The following is a 21,381-nucleotide window of genomic DNA, read 5'->3' as shown; positions in this document are numbered from 1 at the left end:
GTAAAGGTGAAACTTTCGTCGATACCCCTTCCTCCGGTTTTGCGTAAAGGTTTTACAGGGTAACGATTGCGTTGTATTTACGCTGGCTGATAGCTGTAAAATGCCGCGAACGTGCTAGAATTCGCGCCTCATTTGCTACAGGATGCCACCATGTTAGAAACCAGCTTGATTATCTTCACAATTGCGGCGCTGGGAATGCTTTCACCCGGTCCCGATTTCTTTCTGATTATCAAGAATGCTGCCCGTTATCCCCGCACTGCCGCGATGTTTACCGCGCTGGGGGTTAACTGTGCCGTGGCGACACACATGGCTTATTGCGTGGCTGGTCTGGCTGTAGTGATTACCACCACCCCGTGGCTGTTTATGCTGCTGAAATATGTCGGAGCCGCGTACCTGATCTTTATTGGTGTTCAGGCGTTGCTGTCACGGGGCGGCAGTAAAATGGATCTCAGTAATGTGACACCGGAAACCACCTCACTGAAAAAGGCATTTCTTCAGGGATACCTGTGCAATTTGTTGAATCCGAAAGCGACGCTGTTTTTCCTGTCGATGTTTACTCAGGTGCTCAACGTGAATTCAGGCCTGGGCGAAAAAGTCTGGTACGCCGGCATCATCCTCGCCCTCTCTTCAGTCTGGTGGCCATTGCTGATCATTATTATTCAGAGCGCTCCGGTACGTCGTGGACTGGCTAAAGCGCAAAAGCTGATTGATAAACTGCTGGGCGGCGTACTGATCGCGCTGGGTATTAAAGTCGCACTTTCCTGATCCTACTTACGCTCTATTCTCTGCCATGCCGGAATAAATCGGGCATGGCTTTCTGATTGTCAGAAAATCACGGATACCGGACCTCCCCTGCACCGGAGCTGTCCGGTTGGGCCTGTCAGGAAGCTTCTGAGATCCGCTTAAACTCCTCTTTGGCTTTTTGTAACTGTTCGGTAAATGTCGCATCGGCATGCAGACGAGCCACTACGGCGGAAGCTACGATACGGGCAGCGGTGACATCACTCTGCCAGTGATAACCACAAATCACCCTGCTCTGCCCCATCTCATACCCACGATTGAGAATGATGCCCTGGCGACTGACATTGATCTCTGCCAGTACCAGCGCTGTTGCCCAGCCGATAGTGGTATGCCCGGAAGGATAAGAGCCGTTCTTCGACAGCGTGCTCTCTTCATCTGAACGGCAGGTCGGTTCGTTGTAGAAGGCGAAAGGCCGCACGCGCATATAGTGATTTTTGGCTGACCGGGTGGCCAGATCGCCAGCATCCTCACGCATTTTCATCACCAGCCTGTAAATTTCCGGTGTTTTCTCTTTATTGATGCTGATTCCAAAAGCCTGAGAAAATGCCTCTGCCACACCGTCGCCTGCCACATGCGCATCACTCCACGCCTGCTTGCCCCTTGGGGTATTCCGCAGCATTTTGCCCACATCGTACTGTGCTTTGTCATTGAGGAAATCAATGCTGTCCATAGCTGGCGGCGGCGGAAGCATCGAAAGACTGTCCACTACCTGCCCTTCTTTCAAAAAGTAAGCGTCAGGCTGAGAGGTGACATCTTTAGCCGCAAAAGCCATTTGTACGGAAGCAGCACAAATCAGTGTGGCAAGGAGGAGTTTTTTCATGGGGGTCCCTGATTAAATTTAGGGGCATCGATGCCCGGAATGAAGGTCGAAGCAGAGCGAAGGGAATGATAAGGGAGTGAGACCAGCAACACCTTTAGCAGCATCACATAAATGACATTTTTGTGACAATTGTAACTAACTTTACATTTCAGTCGGATCGGGCAAAAAAATCCCCGCCGGGGCGAGGATTTTATCGTGCTGATTAAGGCTTAGCCTGCGATCTGCGCATGCATTTCCTGAACGGAAATCACCTGATCGGTAGCGTTCGCGCTCAGAGAGGTGGTGGTAGCGAAACCACCGTTCAGCGTGGTGTCGTAATGCACCTTGTACTGCAGAGCGCTGCGGCGAATCAGTTTAGAATCCTCAATCGCCTGACGCCCTGCGGTGGTGTTAACGATGTAAGCATACTCACCGTTTTTCAGGCGGTCCTGGATATGAGGACGGCCTTCATGCACCTTGTTGACGCGACGGACAGTAATGCCGGCATCCGCCAGCACTTTCGCCGTGCCGCTGGTAGCATCAAGCTCAAAGCCCAGCTCCAGCAGTTTCGCGGCCAGGGCAACAATGCGTTTCTTATCGCCTTCACGCACCGACAGCAATGCGCGTCCCGAGTGCTTCATGTTGCTCTGCGCACCCAGCATCGCCTTGGAGAAGGCTTCTGCAAAGCTACGACCAACGCCCATGACTTCACCGGTAGAACGCATTTCAGGGCCGAGAATGGGGTCAACACCCTGGAATTTGTTGAACGGCAGCACCACTTCCTTCACGGAGTAGTAAGGTGGGATAACTTCTTCCGTTACGCCCTGCTGCGTCAGCGTTTTACCTGCCATCACGCGGGCAGCCACTTTCGCCAGAGGTACGCCAGTAGCTTTGGAAACGAAGGGTACGGTACGGGCAGCGCGTGGGTTAACCTCAATCAGGTAAACCTCGTTGTCCTTCACTGCAAACTGGACGTTCATCAGGCCGCGAACGTCCAGTTCAAAGGCCAGCTTCTCTACCTGCTGACGCATCACGTCCTGAATCTCTTTGCTCAGCGTGTAGGCTGGCAGAGAACAGGCGGAGTCACCAGAGTGAACGCCAGCCTGCTCAATGTGCTCCATGATGCCGCCAATCATCACGCGCTCGCCGTCACAAATCGCATCCACATCCACTTCCACTGCATCATCAAGGAAGCGATCCAGCAGCACGGGTGCATCGTTGGATACCGCAACCGCATTCTGGAAGTAACGCTTCAGGTCGATTTCGTCGTAAACGATTTCCATGGCACGTCCGCCCAGCACATAAGAAGGACGTACCACCAGTGGATAGCCAATCAGTGCCGCTTTCTCAACCGCCATATCTATCGCGGTTACGGTGGCGTTCGCAGGCTGTTTCAGGCCCAGACGATCAACCGCCTGCTGGAAACGCTCACGGTCTTCTGCACGGTCGATGGCATCCGGACTGGTACCGATAATTGGCACACCTGCGGCTTCCAGCTCACGAGCCAGTTTCAGTGGAGTCTGACCACCGTACTGAACGATCACGCCTTTTGGCTTCTCGATACGCACGATTTCCAGCACGTCTTCCAGCGTTACCGGCTCAAAGTAGAGGCGGTCGGAAGTGTCATAATCTGTAGACACGGTTTCCGGGTTACAGTTGACCATAATGGTCTCGTACCCATCTTCACGCAGCGCCAGAGAAGCATGTACGCAGCAGTAGTCGAATTCGATGCCCTGGCCAATACGGTTTGGACCGCCACCCAGCACCATGATTTTTTCACGGTCGCTGTTTGGATTAGATTCGCACTCTTCTTCATACGTTGAGTACATGTACGCGGTATCGGTAGAGAATTCCGCCGCACAGGTATCCACACGTTTGTAAACCGGATGCAGGTTGTACTGCTCACGCAGTTTACGCACTTCAGATTCTGCCACACCAGCCAGCGCTGACAGGCGCGCATCGGCAAAGCCTTTACGCTTCAGCGTGCGCAGGAAGTCAGCGGTCAGGCCGTTAACGCCCTCTTTGGCCACCTGCTCTTCCAGCTGGATAAGCTCTTCAATCTGCACCAGGAACCAGCGGTCAATGTTGGTCAGTGCGAAGATATCTTCCACAGACATACCGGCACGGAATGCATCGGCCACGTACCAGATGCGGTCTGAACCGGCATCTTTCAGTTCACGACGGATTAAGGTCATGGCTTCCGGATCGTTGCGATCCACTTTCGGGTCAAATCCGTGCGCGCCCACTTCCAGACCACGCAACGCTTTTTGCATGGACTCCTGCAGCGTGCGGCCAATCGCCATCACTTCGCCGACAGATTTCATCTGCGTAGTCAGACGGTCGTTAGCGCCGGCAAATTTCTCGAAGTTGAAGCGAGGAATTTTTGTCACAACGTAGTCGATAGAAGGTTCGAACGAAGCCGGGGTAAGGCCACCGGTGATGTCGTTCATCAGCTCATCGAGGGTGTAACCCACTGCCAGTTTTGCGGCGATTTTGGCAATCGGGAAACCGGTCGCTTTGGAAGCCAGCGCGGAAGAGCGTGACACACGCGGGTTCATTTCGATGATGATCAGACGGCCATTTTCCGGGTTTACCGAGAACTGGACGTTTGAACCGCCGGTTTCCACGCCAATTTCACGCAGTACCGCCATCGAGGCGTTACGCATGATTTGATATTCTTTGTCGGTCAGCGTCTGGGCAGGTGCTACGGTGATGGAGTCACCGGTGTGAATGCCCATCGCATCGAAGTTTTCAATTGAGCAGACGATGATGCAGTTGTCGTTTTTATCACGCACCACTTCCATCTCGTACTCTTTCCAGCCAATCAGCGATTCATCAATCAGCAGCTCATTGGTAGGAGAAAGATCCAGACCGCGTTCGCAAATCTCTTCGAACTCTTCACGGTTATAGGCGATGCCGCCACCCGAACCGCCCATGGTAAAGGAAGGACGGATGATGCATGGGAAGCCAACGTCAGCAGCAACTGCCAGCGCTTCTTCCATGGTGTGGGCGATGCCTGAGCGGGCCGTCTCCAGACCAATTTTCTTCATTGCCACGTCAAAGCGGCGACGATCTTCTGCTTTATCAATCGCATCCGCAGTGGCACCAATCATGGTGACGCCGAACTCTTCCAGAACGCCCTGACGTTCCAGTTCCAGCGCACAGTTCAGCGCGGTCTGGCCGCCCATGGTTGGCAGTACAGCATCCGGACGCTCTTTCTCAATGATTTTGCGCACCACTTCCCAGTGGATTGGCTCAATGTAAGTCGCATCGGCCATTTCCGGATCGGTCATGATAGTGGCTGGGTTAGAGTTCACCAGAATGACGCGGTAACCCTCTTCACGCAGGGCTTTACAAGCCTGTGCGCCAGAGTAATCGAATTCGCAGGCCTGGCCGATAACAATCGGACCAGCACCAAGGATCAGGATACTTTTTATGTCGGTACGTTTTGGCATTTTCTCGCTCCTGATTATTTCGCGGTAGAACGGTAGGCTTCGATCAGTTCGATAAAGTGATCGAACAGTGGCGCGGCATCATGCGGGCCCGGGCTGGCTTCAGGGTGGCCCTGGAAGCTGAACGCCGCTTTATCGGTGCGGTGAATACCCTGGACCGTTTTATCAAACAGCGAGGTATGCGTTACCCGCAGGTTGGCCGGTAAGTCATTTTCATCCACTGCAAAGCCGTGGTTCTGCGCGGTAATCATTACCGTGCTGTTGTCATGATCCTTAACCGGATGGTTACCACCATGGTGGCCCAGTTTCATCTTGACGGTTTTCGCGCCGCTGGCCAGAGCCAGTAACTGGTGACCCAGACAGATGCCGAAGACCGGCACGTCAGTTTCCAGGAAAGATTGGATGGCAGCGATAGCGTAATCACAAGGCTCTGGATCGCCAGGGCCGTTAGAAAGGAAGATGCCATCCGGGTTCATTTTCAGCACTTCTTCTGCTGGCGTCTGAGCAGGCACCACAGTCAGGCGGCAGCCACGGTCAACCAGCATACGCAGGATGTTGAGTTTTACCCCATAGTCATAAGCCACCACGTGGAAAGGCAGATCTTCTGCTTTCTTAGCGTCCGGCAATCCATCCAGAGTCCAGCTGCCCTGCAGCCAGCTATAGGTTTCGCTGGTGCTCACTTCTTTCGCCAGATCCATACCTTTCAGACCCGGGAAGGCTTTAGCCTTTTGCAGAGCCAGCTGCGCATCTGGCGCATCGCCAGCAATGATGCAGCCGTTCTGTGCCCCTTTTTCGCGCAGCAGACGGGTCAGCTTACGCGTATCGATATCGGCAATAGCGACAATGTTCTGGCGCGCCAGGTATTCAGACAGCCCTTCTTCATTACGGAAGTTGCTGGCAATCAGCGGCAGGTCACGAATAACCAGACCCTGAGCGTGTACCTGAGTGGATTCTGCGTCAGCGGCATTAGTGCCGACATTGCCGATATGGGGATAAGTAAGGGTAACAATCTGGCGGGAATAGGAAGGATCAGTGAGGATTTCTTGATAACCGGTCATCGACGTGTTGAAAACTACTTCCCCCACTGCCGATCCTGTTGCCCCGATGGCCCGACCGTGGAATTGGGTTCCGTCTTCCAGAACCAATAGCGCTGACTTAATCAAAACATCCTCCGAAGAATAAACAGTCACATTATTTGCATATTAATTCATGTTAACCCCATAAATCAATGCAAAAACCGCCTGTCTGTTCGATTTTTGGCAAATTGCGCGCATTCTAATGATAGCCCACCCTATTGTCTACCCCGCACGCCAGTTTTTCATGTGTTTTTACTCCACTGATGGGCAAATCGGATGATTTACCCTAAAAAATACAGCTATCCCGGCTATAAAACCGTTTGCCTGAGGGTATATGCATAGAAAAAGTTAAACAGGAGGGAAAAAGTGGACCAAATGGTCAAAATTAGTAATTTCAGAAGCCTAAAAGATGAGATAAGTTATGAAAAAACAGGTTTTACAAAAAATAATGACCCTAAGCAACATTTATATTAAATAAAAAAGGGCAATAATACTATTGCCCATCCAATCAGAAAGTTATGATTGAAATAACCACATCACGATGGTGCACAACACTTATAAATCGTCCAGATTAAGCACGCTTCTCATATCATAAAGACCTGCTTTACGTGAGCTTAACCAACTTGCCGCACGAACTGCGCCTTTAGCGAAGGTCATACGGCTTGAAGCCTTGTGAGTAATCTCTACGCGCTCGCCAATATCTGCAAACATTGCAGTATGTTCTCCGACGATATCTCCAGCGCGTACGGTGGCAAAACCGATGGTTTGAGCCTTTCTTTCGCCGGTATGACCCTCACGGGCATAGACCGCGTGCTCGTTTAAATCCCAGTCCATTGCATCAGCAATCGCTTCACCCATAGCCAGTGCGGTACCAGAAGGCGCATCCACTTTGTGACGATGATGAGCCTCAACAATTTCGATATCGGCATATTCGCCCATTACCTTCGCAGCTTTTTCCAGAAGCTTAAGCACCAGATTGACGCCCACGCTGAAGTTAGCGGCAACCACGATAGCAATTTCCTGTGACGCTTCTTTAATAACAGCTTTAGCCGAGTCATCCAGACCGGTGGTGCCGATGACGATTGCTTTCTGATGCTGGCGGCAGAAATCGAGATAAGCCAGCGTGCCTTCAGGACGGGTAAAGTCGATCAGCACGTCGAAGTCGTTTACTACAGACTCCAGGTTGTCGCTTACCTTAACACCCAGCGTACCTGTTCCCGCCAGTTCACCAGCATCAATGCCAGTCAGTGAAGAGCCTTCACGCACCAGCGCAGCCCCAAGACATACGCCTTCCGCCTCATGTGCTGCCTGAATTAACTGACGCCCCATGCGTCCTGCGGCGCCAACAATAGCAAGGCGGATTTGTGCATTGTTCATAATGAATCCCTGTAGAAAGTCTGTGCATGCAAAGCGCAGACAGATTAACTACGCGTTAACGCCTGCGCCACAATAAAAACACCATGATTAGAATTTTACGCCAGGCGGCCAGTATTATCAGTAAAACAAATTTCGTCAGGGAGTTGATGGAAGCAAAACCAATAAGGTGGCAAGGCGTCACCAGGTGCGTGTTATCCGGCTTAAGGGCAAAACCGGTTCAGTGGCAAGGCGTTACCAGGTGCGTGTTATCCGGGCTTGAGGGCAAAACCGGTTCAGGGGCAAGGCGTCACCAGGTGCGTGTTATCCGGGCTTGAGGGCAAAACCGGTTCAGGAGCAAGGCGTCACCAGGTGCGCGTTATCCGGGCTTGAGGGCAAAACCGGTTCAGTGGCAAGGCGTCACCAGGTGCGCGTTATCCGGGTTTGAGGGCAAAACCGGTTCAGTGGCAAGGCGTCACCCTGGAGCACCTTATCTGAGACGCCGTGAATCCGTCCATGGAGGCTTGGCAGCCGCATCCATGCGGCTGACACTCAGCTAAGGTGCTCCAGGTTGCCACCCACAATGTTCGGTGATGTTAGTGAGCTGAGGGGATACACAAGGCAAAACCAGGAAAACCAGGAAAACCAGGAAAACCAGGAAAACCAGGAAAACCAGGAAAACCATTGAGCACAGTTTGGTTTTTTTTGCAACAGGCCACGCTATTGCTTATGGGGAAGGGAGAGTGGGATGATAAGCAAAGCGTCCCGGCACATGGACGTGCCGGGCCGAGCTGTCATGGATGACGTTTTTTGCGTCTTTGTGTTCAACCCACTCTCCCTGACCTTGTCGCCCGAACTGGCGGGCAACAAGAAACACGCCGTTATTCCACCTGACGGACGTCGACGCGCAGCTCTTTCGGCACTTCAAAAACGATGTTTTCTTCCCGGCCAATCAATTCAATGGCTGCTTCACCACCCAGCTCCCGCAGGCGCTGGATCACTTCCTGCACCAGAATATCAGGTGCGGATGCCCCAGCAGTCACGCCTACACAACTCACGCCTTTGATCCACTCTTCCTGAATATCTTCAGCCGAATCGATCAGTCGGGCCAGCTTACCGGCCCGCTGTGCCAGTTCTGCCAGACGGTTAGAGTTGGATGAATTTCGTGAACCCACCACCAACACCACATCGGCGTCTTGAGCCAACGTGCGCACTGCTTCCTGACGATTAGTCGTGGCGTAGCAAATATCATCTTTGCGTGGCCCGATAATCTTCGGAAAACGATCGCGCAAGGCATCGATCACTTCGTAAGTATCATCCACCGACAGCGTCGTCTGGGTCATAAAGCTCAGGTTGTTCTCATCCTTAACCTGAAGCTTATAAACATCTTCCGGCGCCTCAACCAGATACATGCCCCCTTTCGGGTTACTGTACTGCCCCATAGTGCCTTCCACTTCCGGATGACCGGCATGACCAATCAGAATGGCTTCGGTACCTTTACGGCTGGCGCGCGCTACTTCCATATGCACCTTAGTGACCAGCGGACAGGTCGCATCAAACAGCATAGTCAGATCGCGCGCTTTGGCTTCTGCCCTTACCGCCTGTGACACACCGTGCGCTGAGAAAATCAGGATAGAGCCATCCGGCACCTCCGCGATATCCTCAATAAAGATCGCTCCGCGCTCACGCAGGCTGTTGACGACATAGCGGTTATGCACCACTTCATGACGCACGTAAATTGGCGCGCCATACATCTCCAGCGCGCGCTCTACAATGCTGATAGCACGATCTACGCCAGCACAAAAACCGCGGGGATTAGCCAACAGAATTTGCATTTTTCGCCTCCAGCGCCGGATCGATTTCCAGCACTTCAACATCAAAATGGATAGTCTGCCCGGCCAGTGGATGGTTGAAATCTACGGTAATAGAATCACCTGAGATTTCGCGGATCACACCCGGCATTTCGTTACCATCCCTGCCGCTGAACAGCATGATGGCACCGAGTTCAGGCTCGCCTGCTGCGGTAAAATCGCGGCGCGAAAAGTACTGAATCAAATCAGGGCTACTCTGGCCAAAGGCATCATCTGCCGTCAGAGAGAAGGCTTTTTTATCGCCCACTTTCAGACCCAGCAACTGGGATTCCAGCCCTTCAGACAGGCTGCCATCCCCCAGGCTGAACAGCGCTGGTTTGCCATTGTTACGCGTGGATTCCGCCGTTGAGCCATCTTCCAGCTTCAAGGTGAAATGCACCAGCACCGCGCTCTCACGCTGTACAGAATCAGTCATGCCCTGCCCTTAGCTCTTAGCCTGTTTGCTGGCCGGGCTGAAAAAGCCCTCCAGCACGATCAGTGCGGCACCGATACAGATGCCACAGTCCGCGATATTGAAAGTGGCAAAATGCCAGTCGCCTACATAGAAGTCGATAAAGTCGACCACAAATCCATGATACGCGCGGTCAAACAGGTTGCCCAACGCGCCACCAACAATCAGCGCGTAAGCAATATTGTTTAATTTATTGCTGGCGGCGGTGCGGTACATCATCACCAGCAGCACCACCACAATTGCGACAGCAATACCGGCAAAGAACCAACGTTGCCAGCCGCCTTTGTCAGCCAGGAAGCTGAATGCCGCCCCGTAATTATGCGCATAGAAGAAGTTGAAAAATGGCATTACTGACATCGATTCATGCAACATCAGCGTGTTCATAATCCACTGCTTGCTGGCAAAATCGATGGCAATCACCACCAGAATCAGCCAGGCCCAGCGTAAACCGGTCGAGAAGATAGGTTTACTCATCAGGCAAACTTACGCTGTTCGCCAGCGCCCGCAATGTTGGTGACACAGCGTCCACACACGTCCGGATGCTCCACACTCTGACCAATGTCAGTGGTGTAGTGCCAGCAACGTGGGCATTTCTCACCTTCTGCTTTATGCAGGGCAATTTTCAGACCTTTGACCAGCTCACTCTGCTGCGCCTCTTCCGTAGCCAGGGCATAATCCGCCACTTGTGCGCCGGAGGTCAGCAGCACAAAGCGCAGCTCATCACTCAGGCTGGTCAGCTTATCAGCCAGCTCTTTATCGGCATACAGCGTTACGGTGGCTTCCAGCGATCCGCCAACACGCTTATCTGCACGCGCCTGCTCGATCACCTTGTTCACTTCGCCACGCACTTTCAGCAGCTCAGCCCAGTAGCTGTCGTTCATCGGCTCGCTGTCTGCCAGACCAAACAGGCCGTCGAACCACTCACCGGTGAACACATATTTCTCACGCTTGCCTGGCAGTTCGTTCCAGATCTCATCAGCGGTAAACGACATGATCGGCGCCATCCAGCGTACCAGCGCTTCTGCGATGTAATAGAGCGCGGTCTGGCAGCTACGACGCGCTAAACCATCGGCTTTAGCGGTGTACTGACGATCTTTGATGATATCCAGGTAGAATGACCCCATCTCGATGGAGCAGAACTGCATCAGACGCTGCACCACTTCATGGAAGTCATAGCTTTCGTAGGAAGCAATGATATCTTCCTGCGCGGCTTTCGCACGGCCCACCGCCCAGCGATCCAGCACCACCATCTCTTCTGGTTTAACGCTGTCGGTTTCCGGATTGAAGCCGTTCAGGTTAGCCAGCAGGAAGCGGGCGGTGTTACGGATACGCCGGTAGGAGTCAGCAGAGCGCTTCAGGATCTCGTCCGACACGGCCATCTCACCCGAGTAATCGGTTGAAGCAACCCACAGACGCAGGATATCGCCGCCCAGCTTGTTCATCACGTCCTGAGGCGAAACGGTGTTACCGATCGACTTCGACATCTTGCGGCCCTGACCATCCACGGTGAAACCGTGAGTCAGTACCTGACGGTAAGGCGCTTTGCCTTTCATCGCCGTTGAAATCATCAGCGAGGACATAAACCAACCGCGGTGCTGATCCGAGCCTTCCAGATACAGATCCGGAGAGTGACCTTCGAATTCAGAACGGGCATCAACCACGGAATAGCTGGTAGAGCCAGAGTCAAACCACACGTCCAGCGTATCGGGAACTTTGACGTAGTTTTCCGCGTCTGCACCCATCAGCTCTTTAGCGTCCAGATCCCACCAGGCCTGAATCCCGTTCTGCTCAACAAGCTGCGCCACTTTTTCCATCAGCTCAAGGCTGTCCGGGTGCAGTTGCTCAGTCTCTTTATGCACAAACAGCGCCATCGGCACGCCCCAGGTACGCTGGCGGGAGATACACCAGTCAGGACGGGTAGCGACCATAGATTCGATACGCGCCTGGCCCCAGTCCGGGATCCACTGCACGCCTTTGATCTCTTTAAGTGACTGCGCCCGAAGACCTTTCTGATCCATGCTGATAAACCACTGAGGGGTTGCACGGAAGATGATCGGGGTTTTGTGACGCCAGCAGTGTGGGTAGCTGTGCAGCAGTTTTTCTACATGCAGCAGACCGTCTTTTTCACGCAGGATCTCGACGATCATGTCGTTGGCTTTAAAGACGTTTACGCCATCCAGCGTTGGGTAAGTACCTGGCAGGAAGCGACCATCGGGACCAACCGGGTTAGCGGTTTCCAGGCCATATTTCTGACCGATCACATAGTCATCCGGACCGTGGCCTGGTGCGGTATGCACAGCACCAGTACCGGCTTCCAGGGTGACATGCTCGCCCAGGACCACAGGAGAAAGCTGTTCGAGGAACGGATGTTTGAAAGGTTGCAGCTCAAGCTCTGCACCCTTCACCTCGCCCAGAACCTGCCAGTCAGCGATACCCACGCGCTTCATCACGCTTTCAACCAGGTCTTTTGCCAGGATCAGCGCACGGCCATCAATCTGCACCAGCGCATACTCCAGCTCAGGATGCAGGGAGATAGCGCGGTTTGCAGGCATGGTCCACGGCGTGGTAGTCCAGATCACCAGAGAGATCGGACCTTCCACTTTTTCAGCACCAAATTTGGCACGAACAACGTCCGCATCCACGGCATTGAACATCACGTCGATGGACGGAGAAGTTTTGTCGTAATACTCCACTTCGGCTTCTGCCAGCGCAGAGCGGCAATCCATACACCAGTGCACCGGCTTGGCGCCTTTGTGCAGGTGACCGTTACCGATGATTTTACCGAGCGCGCGAATGATGTTGGCTTCGGTTTTGAAATTCATGGTCAGGTACGGACGATCCCAGTCACCCAGCACGCCCAGACGGATGAAGTCCTTTTTCTGGCCTTCAACCTGCTCCGCCGCGTATTCACGGCAGGCAGCACGGAATTCGGCCGCGGTGACTTTCTCACCTGGCTTGCCAATCATCTGCTCAACTTTGTGCTCGATAGGCAAACCGTGGCAGTCCCAGCCTGGCACATAAGGCGAGTCGAAGCCCGCCAGCCCTTTGGACTTAACGATAATGTCTTTCAGAATCTTGTTAACTGAGTGACCGATATGAATGCTGCCGTTCGCGTACGGAGGGCCGTCATGCAGGATAAAGGTTTTTTCCCTTTTTTGGCTTCGCGGATGATGCCGTAGAGGTTGTCATCATACCAACGTTGCAGCATTCCCGGTTCGCGTTTGGCCAGATCGCCACGCATCGGGAACCCCGTTTCCGGCAAATTCAGGGTAGATTTATAGTCACTCATCAGATTCTCGATTCCGTATTTCGGTTCTGTTTAAACCGGTGTTTTCAGCCCAAAAAACGTTCGGGCGCTCACCACATCTTTAGCAATTTGCTCTTTCAGCGCGTCAAGCGAAGCAAAACGCTGCTCATTACGAATTTTTTCACAGAGCACCACGTCTATATGGCGTCCGTACAGGTCTATTGCAACGTCCAGCAGGTGAACTTCCAGCTGCTGACGGATCCCGGCTACTGTCGGGCGGGTACCAATGTTGGCCACGCCAGGGAGCGGTTTTTCACCCAGACCCTGCACTTTCACGGCATATACCCCTTTAACCGGCGCAGCAAAGCGTCTTAACGGCACATTGGCAGTGGGGAAACCTAGCGTGCGGCCAAGCGCATCACCATGCACCACGCGGCCTGAAATGCTGAAGGGATGTCCCAGAAGTGAGGCTGCCAGCGGCAAATCATCTTCTGCCAGTGCCTGGCGTACCGCAGTGCTGCTGATACGTTTGCCTTCATCACAGAAGGTCTGGGTGCTGATGACATCAAAGCCATATTCCACACCCGCATTCTGTAATAACAGGAAATCTCCCTGGCGACCAGCGCCAAACCGGAAGTCATCGCCAACCGCCAGGAATTTCACATCAAGCTTGTCGACCAGCAAATCGGTGACAAAACTTTGCGCGGTCAGCGCGGCGAACCGGCGATCGAAGCGCACGCACAACACCGCATCAACACCTGCTTCACTGAGATAACGCACTTTATCGCGAAGGCGCGTTAGACGGACCGGGGCTTTGTCTGCCGCAAACAGCTCAAGCGGTTGCGGTTCAAAGATCATTACCATCACCGGCAGATTGCGCCGGCGCCCTTCTTCACACAGTCGGGCCAGCAACGCCTGATGGCCGCGATGCACACCATCGAAATTGCCGATGGTAAGTACGCAGCCGCGATGCTGCTCCCTGAGGTTATGTATGCCGCGGATAAACTTCATGGCTGGCTCAAATTTGTGGAAATCGGCGGATTATACCAAGTACTGTCAGGAAGGTTAACCCGCGAATGCGGCTTTCCCCTTTTTAATCGCCGCATTTTCTGTGGCAAACTGCGCCTGCGCCTGGCAATAGCATTTATCTTGTGAATAAGCTGTATTCATGTGGATGAAGCTGGTAGAATCTTGCGCCATCGAAACGTAACCAAGTGTCGTTTTTTTAGCGACGCTTATTTGCACAAATCCATTGACAACCATGGGCTAAAGAGGCATATTCCTCGGCCTTTGAATTGTCCTCATAGAACTATTTGGGAGTTGGACCTTGGCTAATATCAAATCAGCTAAGAAACGCGCAGTAACGTCTGAGAAGCGTCGTAAGCACAACGCTAGCCGTCGTTCAATGTTGCGTACTTTTATCAAGAAAGTTTACGCAGCAATCGCTACTGGCGACAAAGCAGCTGCGCAGAATGCATTTAACGAAATGCAACCAATTGTGGACCGTCAGGCAGCTAAAGGCCTGATCCACAAGAACAAAGCTGCACGCCATAAAGCAAATTTGGTTGCACAGATCAACAAACTGGCTTAATCGCCACGCTGTTAATCGGCTTTGATAAAGAAACCGGCTCTGCCGGTTTTTTTATGTCTGCAATTCAGGAAAACAGCCCGGAAAAATCCTTGTGGCAAATTCGCTGCACGGCTGGATGCTGAATCATACGCTCAGCAAAAATTACGTGATACTCTTCCCCCACGCTCTCCACCCTGCCCAATTCAACAATGCCTTTTTCATGGTAAACGTCTTCTGCGTAGCGGGATGGCGCAACAAAAATAGCGTTATGGCTCGCGCCAAAAGCTTTCATCAATGCCGCATCGTCAAACTCACCCAAAATATCGACTTCCAGCCCCTGCGTCTGGAACCAGTTCAGCAACTTTCGGCCCAGCATAGAGCGACGGCCAGGTATCAGTAATTTCCTTTGCTCCAGGCAGGCTGGGAAAGGCAGATCAGGCAGTGGCGTCTGACACCAGAAGCTGATACCACACTCGCCCAGCTTTACCGAGAACAGCCCTTCCTGTTGCGTGGAATCTATCGGACAATCAGAAAGGATCATATCCAGCTTGTGCTGACTAAGTTGCTCCAGCAGCATCTCATGCGTCGATTCAAAACAGCGCAGATGAATTTTTTCATCCTCTACCACCGCCGTTTGCAACACCTCACTCACCAGACGCTTGGAGAGTACATCAGCCACGCCAACATCAAACAGCAGGCTCGCCTCCTTACGGTAGTTCACGATATCCAGCATCTCCTGACTGAGGAGAAACATTTTGTCTGCATAGCGGAAAACCAGCTGCCCCAGCTCTGAGGGCACCAGCCCTCTTCCCTGCCGTTTAAATAACTTACCCTGCAGACGGTCTTCCAGGGCTTTGATCTGCCCGGTAATGGTCTGTGGCGTGAGATTCAGTGCCTCTGCTGCCCCAACCACCGACCCGGCTTTACAAACCTGCCAGAAGTAGTAGAGATGATTGAAGTTAATGTGAGACATATGCTCCTCCCTGATGACGTCATTAATGCCGGCCAGCACACGCTGGCCGAACCCGCGTTACCTGAGTTTGATCCGCAGCAGCGTGTAACCCACTATCGCGGAAATAATTGAGCCGGTCAGGATGCCAAGTTTTGCCAGCGTCACCATCTCCTCATGGGTGGCATCAAAAGCCAGCGAGGCGATAAAGATCGACATGGTAAAACCAATGCCGCACAACACGCCAATAGCAGCAATATCCTGCATCCTCGTCCCTTCAGGAAGGGCAGCCAGACGCAGTTTAACGGCCAGCCAGCAAATCAGGGTAATGCCCAGCGGCTTACCGATGAACAGCCCCAGAATGATGCCAAGCGGCACTGAGGTGAATAACCCATCAAGAGATACCCCTGTTAATGAGACACCGGCATTGGCAAAAGCGAACAGAGGCAGGATTAGCCAGCTGACCCAGGGAGCAAGACCGTGGGCCAGGTGTACTGCCGGAGAGTGGCCGTTCTCTTTTTTCAACGGAACAAAGAAGCCCACGATGACCCCGGCCACAGTGGCATGGATACCCGATTTCAGCACGGCCACCCACAGCACCATTCCGACCAGCATATAGAGCGGAATATTCCGCACCCCTGCCCGGTTCAGCAACGCAAGCACCACAATCGCGCCTGCGGCCACGCCAAGCGAAGCCAGAGACAAATCCTGGGTATAGAAGAAGGCGATAATCAGAATGGCCCCGAGGTCATCGATCACTGCCAGCGCCATCAGGAACATTTTCAGCGCCGGTGGCACACGGCTGCCTAACAGGGCAAGGATGCCCAGGGCAAAAGCAATATCTGTGGCGGTTGGGATAGCCCAGCCGTGGATAGCCAGGGGATCGTTATGATTCAGCGCGGCATAGATCAGGCCCGGGGCCAGCATGCCACCGACGGCAGCAATCAAGGGGAACATGGCCCGCTCACGTGTGGCCAGAGAGCCGGAGATCAGCTCGTGCTTCACTTCCAGGCCAATCATCAGGAAGAACAGCGCCATCAGCGCATCGTTGATCCATAAAAGCAGGTTTTTGCTGATATCCAGACTGCCGAAACGAAACTCAACCGGCATGGATAAAATCGACTGATAAGCCTGCTGTGTCCCGGCATTATTAGCCAGAAACATGGCGACCGCTGCGGCGATGATCAATACCACCCCGCCAGTGGCTTCATTTTTCAAAAGACGCTTGATTACGGCTCTCATCGGGCAATCCTTTAATAAAGTGATGAAGAAAAGTAAGACAAGCATACGCGTTTTAACTGCTCGTCAAAAACAGTTTATACCCACGAATGAGACAAGTATTTCCGAGTTATCTCGCTATCAGGCCACTTTGATAGTGGGCCTTACTTACGAGTTATCCGGAACTGGAAAGCTTCCATTATGAACCTGTACTTTGACCGAAGCCTGAAATGTGTGTGGCTGACTGAAGCCTCTGCTGTAAATAAATCAGCTGCAGAAGTGAGCAGTGGAGAAATAGAGCAGTCAGTAATAGAGCAGTGAGAAAGAGGGAACTGGAGAAGTGGAAAAGTAGAAAAGTAGAAAAGTAGAAAAGTAGAAAAGTAGAAAAGTAGAAAAGTAGAAAAGTAAGAAGTATGCACTGAAGAAGTAAAGCAAAAAGCTCCCTGCCTGAGCAGAGAGCTTTTATGTCTGACGGGTTAAACCGATAAGATTTAGCGGGTCAGGTCGTCAAAGAATTTCTTCACGCCGTCGAAGAAACTCTTTGAGCGCGGGCTGTTTTTCTCTCCGCTTGGGCCACCAAAGCTCTCTTCCAGCTCACGCAACAGGGTTTTCTGCTTGTCGCTGAGGCTGACAGGAGTTTCGACCACCACACGGCACAGCAGATCGCCCTGCGCGCCACCACGGACAGACTTAACACCTCTACCGCGCATACGGAACAGTTTGCCCGTCTGCGTTTCAGCAGGCACTTTCAGCTTCACGCGGCCATCCAGCGTGGGGACTTCGATCTCGCCACCCAGGGCAGCCATAGCAAAGTTGATTGGCACTTCGCAGTACAGGTTGTTCTCTTCACGTTCGAAGATTGGGTGCTTACGCACGGATACCTGTACATAGAGATCGCCTGCTGGCGCGCCATGCTCACCTGCTTCACCTTCACCGGTCAGACGGATACGGTCGCCAGTGTCGACACCCGCCGGGATTTTCACCGACAGGGTTTTGGATTTTTCTACGCGGCCATGTCCATGACAGGCATTGCAGGGATCTTTAATTATCGAGCCACGACCGTGACAGGTAGGACATGCCTGCTGTACGGTGAAGAAGCCCTGACGCATCTGAACCTGGCCCTGACCATGACAGGTCGAACAGGTTTGCGGTTTAGTGCCGGGTTTGGCACCGCTACCGTCACAGACCTCACACTCTTCCAGCGTGGGAATGCGGATCTCTTTGGACACGCCGCGGACAGCTTCTTCAAGCGTCAGCTCCATGTTGTAGCGCAAATCGGCACCGCGCGCAGCACGCTGCTGACGGCGTCCTCCGCCAAAGATATCGCCGAACACGTCGCCAAAGATATCACTGAAATCGGCACCGCCGCCGCCAAATCCGCCGCCGCCGCCGCCCATTCCGCCCTGTTCAAAAGCGGCATGGCCGTACTGATCGTAAGCCGCACGTTTCTGCGCATCGGTCAGAATTTCGTACGCTTCCTTCACTTCTTTAAATTTGGCTTCGGATTCTTTATCACCTGGATTACGGTCAGGGTGGAATTTCATCGCCAGGCGTTTGTAGGCCTTTTTGATTTCACGCTCATCCGCAGAATTGGAAACGCCTAAAATCTCGTAATAGTCTTTCTTCGCCATTCTGGTGGTCCTGCCCTTAACATGCGCGCACGGGCGTGGAGAAACTCCGACGCCCGTGCTGGTTATCATCAGTGGCCCTTTTTGGGCCACCGTGCCCGCTCAAGGGCGATTATTTTTTGTTGTCTTTTACTTCTTCAAATTCAGCGTCAACAACGTCGTCTTCTTTCTTAGCGGAAGCATCACCGGCATCACCTGCACCGCCAGCGGCCTGCTGCTGCTGTGCGAACTCCATCAGTTTGCTGGAAACTTCCATCAGCGCCTGCATTTTCGCTTCGATTTCGGCTTTATCTTCGCCTTTCAGAGCGGTGTTCAGCTCGGTCAGGGCAGCTTCAATCGGTGCCTTGTCGTCTGCTGGCAGTTTATCACCGGCTTCGTCCAGCTGCTTACGGGTGCTGTGCGACAGATGATCGGCCTGGTTACGAACCTGGACCAGCTCTTCAAATTTACGGTCAGCATCTGCATTAGCTTCAGCATCACGAACCATTTTTTCGATTTCATCGTCGTTCAGACCAGAAGAAGCCTTGATGGTGATCTTCTGCTCTTTACCGCTGTTTTTGTCTTTAGCTGACACGTGCAGGATACCATCAGCATCGATATCGAAGGTGACTTCGATCTGCGGCATGCCGCGCGGTGCAGAGGAGATCCCGTCCAGGTTGAACTGGCCAAGAGATTTGTTATCAGCAGCACGTTTACGCTCACCCTGCACCACGTGAATGGTTACCGCAGACTGGTTGTCTTCCGCCGTTGAGAACACCTGGCTGTGTTTGGTTGGGATAGTGGTGTTCTTGCTGATCAGCGAAGTCATCACGCCGCCCATGGTTTCGATACCCAGAGACAGAGGCGTCACATCCAGCAACAGAACATCTTTCACTTCACCAGCCAGCACGCCGCCCTGAACCGCAGCACCTACAGCTACCGCTTCATCCGGGTTCACGTCTTTGCGTGGCTCTTTACCAAAGAACTCAGCCACTTTGGACTGAACCATAGGCATACGAGTCTGACCGCCCACCAGGATAACGTCATTGATGTCTGAAACAGACAGACCGGCATCCTGCAGCGCCACTTTCAGTGGATCGATAGAGCGGGCCACCAGATCTTCAACCAGAGATTCCAGCTTCGCACGGGTCACTTTGATGTTCAGGTGCTTAGGACCCGTTGCATCAGCAGTGATGTACGGCAGGTTGACGTCGGTCTGCTGGGCAGAAGAAAGCTCAATTTTTGCTTTCTCTGCGGCTTCTTTCAGACGCTGCATTGCCAGCGGATCGTTGTGCAGATCGATGCCAGAATCTTTCTTAAATTCAGCCACCAGATAGTTGATCATGCGGCTGTCGAAGTCTTCACCACCCAGGTGGGTATCACCGTTGGTAGCCAGAACTTCAAACGTTTTTTCGCCATCAACTTCATCGATTTCGATGATGGAGATATCGAAAGTACCGCCGCCCAGGTCATAAACCGCGATAGTACGGTTACCCTGACCTTTGTCCATACCGTATGCCAGTGCAGCAGCGGTAGGTTCGTTGATAATACGTTTTACGTCCAGACCTGCGATACGGCCGGCATCTTTAGTCGCCTGACGCTGCGCATCGTTAAAGTAAGCTGGAACTGTGATAACCGCTTCAGTTACTGGCTCGCCCAGGTAATCTTCTGCCGTTTTCTTCATTTTCTTCAGCACTTCTGCAGAAATCTGCGGCGGTGCCATTTTCTGGCCTTTCACATCGATCCAGGCGTCACCGTTGTCAGAACCGGCAATTTTGTAAGGCATGATTTTGATATCACGCTGAACTTCTTCATCCTGGAAGCGACGGCCAATCAGGCGCTTAATCGCAAACAGGGTATTCTGTGGGTTGGTCACGGCCTGACGCTTAGCCGGTGAACCGACCAGAATCTCGCCATCCTGGGTGTAAGCAATAATGGAAGGGGTGGTGCGATCGCCTTCCGCATTCTCAAGTACACGCGCTTTGCCGCCATCCATAATAGCGACACAAGAGTTAGTCGTACCCAGGTCAATACCAATAATTTTACCCATCTACACATCTCCCACTTAAATTCATGTCAAATCAGTTTATGAACACTTAATGCGGGCTTTTTTTACCGTTTCAACTGCCGGTGCCGCGCTTTTTTTCCAGGTTCATAACCTTGGATGCCAACTAAGATGGGGCCATCCAGGGCGGCATCAAGGGGCAGAGGTAAAAAAATTTCGTTTTTTCTCCCCTCCAGATCAAGGTTTGCCTGTTGGCGGATCATTATGATGCCGCGCGCACTGAAAAAATGGGTCACTTTCTCCGCACTATCAGCGCCAGTTATTCATTCACTTCACGCTTTTCGTTACTTTTTAAGATACCAGAGGACTTATGCACACCAATAAGCTGGCGAATCCTGGCCCTCTTGGCCTGATGGGTTTTGGCATGACCACCGTCTTGTTGAACCTGCACAACGCAGGTTTTTTCCCTCTCAACTCTGCCATCGTCAGTATGGGGATATTCTTTGGCGGACTGGCTCAGATTCTGGCTGGCCTGCTGGAATATAAAAAAGGCAATACGTTTGGCCTGACTGCCTTTACCGCTTATGGCTGCTTCTGGCTGAGTCTTGTAGGGATTTGGCTGCTGCCACGCGCTGGTCTGGCCGAACCCACTGATGCGGCCGTTGTTGGCATCTGGCTGGCACTTTGGGGAATATTTACCTTGTTTATGTTCGTGGGGACGTTGCGCTCCAGCCGTGTCTTACAGTTTGTGTTTGCCAGCCTGACGCTGCTGTTTGCCCTGCTGGCCATCGGCAATATCACCGGTAACCGGTCGGTACTGATGTTCGCAGGTTTTGAGGGCATACTCTGCGGGGCCAGCGCGATGTATCTGGCGATGGCAGAAGTGATTAATGAACAGTCAGGGCGCAATGTCATGCCTGGATGCGAAATGAAGCAGGCGTAATGCCCTTTCAGGAAGTGATAAGCCCTGCCGTTAAAAACC

At 52.7% G+C, this 21,381-nt stretch carries 17 protein-coding genes and 1 pseudogene; 3 read left to right on the top strand and 15 right to left on the bottom strand.

Going from position 1 to position 21,381, the window contains the following annotated elements; genetic code table 11:
- The first annotated feature begins 150 nt into the window (after positions 1-150).
- Entirely contained in the window at positions 151-765 is a 615-nt protein-coding gene (locus VRC33_RS03815; RefSeq protein ID WP_338561007.1) for a LysE family translocator, read from the top strand.
- Between the two features lie 115 nt (positions 766-880).
- On the opposite strand, the gene VRC33_RS03810 is transcribed toward VRC33_RS03815, so the two are convergent.
- The 10 genes and pseudogenes from VRC33_RS03810 to ribF form a co-directional block, all read right to left on the bottom strand.
- Positions 881-1,621: a phosphatase PAP2 family protein gene (locus VRC33_RS03810; protein ID WP_338561005.1), complete on the bottom strand. Its 741-nt coding sequence runs from the start codon at positions 1,619-1,621 to the stop codon at positions 881-883.
- Positions 1,622-1,830: 209 nt separating this feature from the next.
- Complete coding sequence (gene carB / locus VRC33_RS03805; RefSeq protein WP_338561003.1) at positions 1,831-5,055, bottom strand: carbamoyl-phosphate synthase large subunit; 3,225 nt, start codon at positions 5,053-5,055, stop codon at positions 1,831-1,833.
- A gap of 14 nt (positions 5,056-5,069) precedes the next feature.
- Positions 5,070-6,215, bottom strand: coding sequence for a glutamine-hydrolyzing carbamoyl-phosphate synthase small subunit (gene carA, locus VRC33_RS03800; protein ID WP_338561001.1), 1,146 nt, complete (start codon positions 6,213-6,215; stop codon positions 5,070-5,072).
- 468 nt (positions 6,216-6,683) lie between these two features.
- Complete coding sequence (gene dapB, locus VRC33_RS03795) at positions 6,684-7,505, bottom strand: 4-hydroxy-tetrahydrodipicolinate reductase (RefSeq protein WP_338560999.1); 822 nt, start codon at positions 7,503-7,505, stop codon at positions 6,684-6,686.
- 703 nt (positions 7,506-8,208) lie between these two features.
- On the bottom strand, positions 8,209-8,358 hold the full coding sequence (locus VRC33_RS03790) for a hypothetical protein (RefSeq protein WP_338560997.1): 150 nt from the start codon (positions 8,356-8,358) through the stop codon (positions 8,209-8,211).
- A gap of 4 nt (positions 8,359-8,362) precedes the next feature.
- A complete protein-coding gene (gene ispH / locus VRC33_RS03785) occupies positions 8,363-9,316 on the bottom strand; it encodes a 4-hydroxy-3-methylbut-2-enyl diphosphate reductase (protein WP_338560995.1) in 954 nt (317 codons plus the stop codon).
- Positions 9,297-9,767, bottom strand: coding sequence for an FKBP-type peptidyl-prolyl cis-trans isomerase (gene fkpB, locus VRC33_RS03780; RefSeq protein ID WP_338560993.1), 471 nt, complete (start codon positions 9,765-9,767; stop codon positions 9,297-9,299). The genes ispH and fkpB overlap by 20 nt, the downstream gene beginning before the upstream one ends.
- 9 nt (positions 9,768-9,776) lie before the next feature.
- Positions 9,777-10,277, bottom strand: coding sequence for a signal peptidase II (gene lspA, locus VRC33_RS03775; RefSeq protein WP_338560990.1), 501 nt, complete (start codon positions 10,275-10,277; stop codon positions 9,777-9,779).
- A pseudogene (gene ileS / locus VRC33_RS03770) lies at positions 10,277-13,092 on the bottom strand (isoleucine--tRNA ligase). Before ileS ends, lspA begins: the two are co-directional and overlap by 1 nt.
- 30 nt (positions 13,093-13,122) lie before the next feature.
- Positions 13,123-14,061 carry a bifunctional riboflavin kinase/FAD synthetase gene (gene ribF, locus VRC33_RS03765; protein ID WP_338567509.1) on the bottom strand — a complete coding sequence of 313 codons (939 nt, stop codon included), beginning with the start codon at positions 14,059-14,061 and terminating at the stop codon, positions 13,123-13,125.
- 316 nt (positions 14,062-14,377) lie between these two features.
- On the opposite strand from ribF, the gene rpsT reads away from it, so the two are divergent.
- Positions 14,378-14,641, top strand: a complete 264-nt coding sequence (rpsT, locus tag VRC33_RS03760) for a 30S ribosomal protein S20 (RefSeq protein ID WP_338560983.1) — start codon at positions 14,378-14,380, stop codon at positions 14,639-14,641.
- A gap of 64 nt (positions 14,642-14,705) precedes the next feature.
- On the opposite strand, the gene nhaR is transcribed toward rpsT, so the two are convergent.
- The 5 genes from nhaR to VRC33_RS03735 form a co-directional block, all read right to left on the bottom strand.
- Positions 14,706-15,593: a transcriptional activator NhaR gene (gene nhaR, locus VRC33_RS03755; RefSeq protein WP_338560981.1), complete on the bottom strand. Its 888-nt coding sequence runs from the start codon at positions 15,591-15,593 to the stop codon at positions 14,706-14,708.
- 57 nt (positions 15,594-15,650) lie between these two features.
- Positions 15,651-16,811: a Na+/H+ antiporter NhaA gene (gene nhaA / locus VRC33_RS03750; protein WP_338560978.1), complete on the bottom strand. Its 1,161-nt coding sequence runs from the start codon at positions 16,809-16,811 to the stop codon at positions 15,651-15,653.
- A 467-nt stretch (positions 16,812-17,278) separates the two neighbouring features.
- On the bottom strand, positions 17,279-18,418 hold the full coding sequence (gene dnaJ / locus VRC33_RS03745) for a molecular chaperone DnaJ (protein ID WP_338560976.1): 1,140 nt from the start codon (positions 18,416-18,418) through the stop codon (positions 17,279-17,281).
- Between the two features lie 109 nt (positions 18,419-18,527).
- Complete coding sequence (gene dnaK / locus VRC33_RS03740) at positions 18,528-20,444, bottom strand: molecular chaperone DnaK (protein WP_338560974.1); 1,917 nt, start codon at positions 20,442-20,444, stop codon at positions 18,528-18,530.
- A gap of 62 nt (positions 20,445-20,506) precedes the next feature.
- Positions 20,507-20,662: a hypothetical protein gene (locus tag VRC33_RS03735; protein WP_338576898.1), complete on the bottom strand. Its 156-nt coding sequence runs from the start codon at positions 20,660-20,662 to the stop codon at positions 20,507-20,509.
- 107 nt (positions 20,663-20,769) lie between these two features.
- Here VRC33_RS03735 and satP point away from each other — a divergent pair, with 107 nt between their 5' ends.
- Entirely contained in the window at positions 20,770-21,342 is a 573-nt protein-coding gene (gene satP, locus VRC33_RS03730; protein WP_338560972.1) for an acetate uptake transporter, read from the top strand.
- Positions 21,343-21,381 lie beyond the last annotated feature (39 nt).

The sequence above is a fragment of the Erwinia sp. E_sp_B01_1 genome, from assembly GCF_036865545.1.
Taxonomy (GTDB): domain Bacteria; phylum Pseudomonadota; class Gammaproteobacteria; order Enterobacterales; family Enterobacteriaceae; genus Erwinia.
Note: the sequence above shows the minus strand (reverse complement) of the source record. Positions and strands in the feature narration are given on the sequence as shown.